A 2,888-nucleotide genomic window follows, 5' to 3' on the forward strand; every position below is an offset into this window, starting at 1 on the left:
CGCACCAACAGTTCGGGCTCGTCGGTCGCGAGTCCCTGCGGCAACACCGTCACATCGGCGTCGTCACCGAGTTCCACCAGACCGAAGCGGCCCGGATTCTCCGACCGCGCCGACCGCACCAGACCCCACACCGCCGCACCCGCGAGATCCGTCCCGTCCACCGCACCACGCGTCACGAACACCAACCGTGAATCCGCGAACCGCTCATCGGCCAGCCATGACTGGATCACGTCCAGCGCCCCTGCCGTCGCGGCGTGCACGGACTCCACCGTTCCGGCGGTCGCGGCCGTCGGCGGGACGAGCACAGTGTCGTGGCCGCCGGCCTCCGCCAGGTCGCGGAGATCCGCGTAGGGCTGGAGCGAGAGTCCGTTGAGGATGCCTGCGGAGTCCTTGCCGAGCATGGCGAGGGCATCCGCGGGCTCGCCCGTGAGGTGGATACCGGTCCAGTCGACCTTGAAGAGGGCATCGCGGTCGCCGGTCTGCAACTGCCCGGCGGTGATCGGACGCGCGGTCAGGGACCGCACCGAGGCGACCGCCGCACCGGCTGTGTCCGCGATGGCGATCGACGTGCCGCCTTCGGTGGGACGGATGCGGACCCTCACCTGGGAAGCGCCGGTGGCGTGGAGTGTCACTCCGTTCCAGGAGAAGGGGACAGCCGCCTCGTCCGCTCCCCCGCCACCCAGCAGCCCCGCATGCAGCGCCGCGTCGAAGAGGGCGGGGTGCAGGCCGTAGGCGTCGCCCTCGACGCCCTCGGGGAGCGTCACCTCGGCGTAGACGTCCTCGCCGAGCCTCCAGGCCGCCCGCAGGCCCTGGAAGGTCGGGCCGTAGGCGAACCCGGCGTCCGCGAACCGCTCATAGCTGCCCGTGGTGTCAAGCGGCTCGGCGCCCTGCGGGGGCCACACCGCGGCTTCGAACGACTCCGCCTCGGCGGCCGGGGCCAGAGCACCGTCGGCATGCAGCGTCCACGGCCCCTCTCCCTCACGCGCATGCACCGACACCGGCCGGCGACCCCCGTCATCGGGCTCGCCCACCCACACCTGCACCTGGATCGCGGCGCCCGAGGCGGGCAGCACCAGCGGCGCGGCCATCGTGAGTTCCTCCACCGCACCACAGTCCACCTCGTCGGCCGCCCGCAGTACCAGTTCCAGCAGCGCCGTGCCGGGCACCAGTACGGACCCCAGCACCACATGATCCGCCAGCCACGGGTGCGAGGACACCGACAACCGGCCCGTGAACAACAAACCGCCCGAGCCGGCAAGTTCCACCGCCGCACCCAGCAGCGGATGCCCCGCCAGACCCAGACCCGCGGACCGCACATCACCTGCGCGCACCGCACCGCCCGACGGCCAGAACCGCTCGTGCTGGAACGCGTACGTCGGCAGATCCACCCACCGCGCACCCGTACCGGCGAAGGCGGCGGACCAGTCGACCGGCACGCCGTGGGCGTGCAGTCGTGCCAGGGCCGTGAGCAGTGCCGATGCCTCTGGCCGGTCCTTGCGCAGTACGGGGGCCAGTACCGATTCGTCCGCGGCGGACTCCGCGGCGAGCGCGGAGAGGGCGCCATCGGGGCCGAGCTCCAGGAAGGCCACGACGCCCTGCACGCTCAGCGCGCCGACCCCGTCGGCGAACCGCACGGCCTCGCGGACGTGGTCGACCCAGTACTCCGCGGAGCACAGCAGTTCCGTGGTGGCGGGCTCGCCGGTGACGTTCGAGACCACGGGGATGTGCGGCGCGCCGTATGTCATGCCGTCGGCGACGGCGCGGAAGTCGGCCAGCATCGGTTCCATGAGCGGTGAGTGGAAGGCGTGTGAGACCCGCAGCCTGCTGGTCTTGCGTCCCTCCCCCTCGAAGTGCGCCGCAAGGGCCAGCACCGCGTCCTCGACACCCGAGATCACGACCGACGACGGACCGTTGACCGCCGCGATCGAGACGCCTTCCACCAGGCGCGGAAGGACCTCGTCCTCCGTCGCCCGGATCGCCACCATCGCCCCACCGACCGGAAGTTGCTGCATCAGCCGACCCCGGGCCGCCACCAACGCACAGGCATCCTGGAGGGAGAAGACACCCGCCACATGCGCCGCGGCGACTTCACCGACGGAGTGCCCCAGCAGCTGGTCCGGGCGCACACCCCACGACTCCAGCAGGCGGAACAGTGCCACCTCGATCGCGAACAATCCGGCCTGGGCATACACGGTCTGATTCAGCAGCTCCGCATCCTCACCCCAGACGACGTCCCGCAGGGGGCGGTCCAGATGCCCGTCCAAGCCGGCACACACCGCGTCGAACGCCTCCGCGAACACCGGATAACGCCCGTACAACTCCCGCCCCATACCCAGACGTTGCGAACCCTGGCCCGAGAACAGGAAGGCCAGCTTGCCCGAGCGGGCCCGGTCCTGTGCCACGACGGCCGCCTCGGTGCGGCCCTCGGCCACGGCGGACAACGAGCTCAGCAGGTCCGCCCGGTTCGCTGCCAGGATCACCGCGCGGTGCTGGAACGCCGAGCGGCCCGTCGCCAGCGAGTAGGCGACGTCGATGGCCCGCGGCCCCGACTCACCGTTCAGACGGGGCAGCAGCCGTGCCGCCTGGGCCCGCAGCGCCGCCTCGCTCCTGCCCGAGAGCAGCACCGGCACCGGCGCCCAGGACCCGGTGGTGTCGTCCTCGACGGCGTCCGGTTCGGCGTCGGCCGGGACCGGCTCGGGCTGCTCCAGGATCACATGCGCGTTCGTCCCACTGATACCGAAGGAAGAGACGCCCGCACGGCGCGGCCCCTCCCCCTGCGGCCACTCGACCTCAGAGGTCAACAGCTCGACGGCGCCGGCACCCCAGTCCACATGCCTCGACGGCTCATCGACGTGCAAGGTGCGCGGCAGCACACCATGGCGCATCGC

At 71.8% G+C, this 2,888-nt stretch carries 1 protein-coding gene; it reads right to left on the minus strand.

The annotated features are described in order from the left end of the window. Window positions 1-2,888 (minus strand): acyltransferase domain-containing protein (locus ACGFML_RS38095; RefSeq protein WP_393550542.1); only part of this gene is annotated, 2,888 nt, incomplete at both ends.

Origin of the sequence: Streptomyces sp. NPDC048650, assembly GCF_043199095.1 — a bacterium.
Lineage (GTDB): Bacteria > Actinomycetota > Actinomycetes > Streptomycetales > Streptomycetaceae > Streptomyces.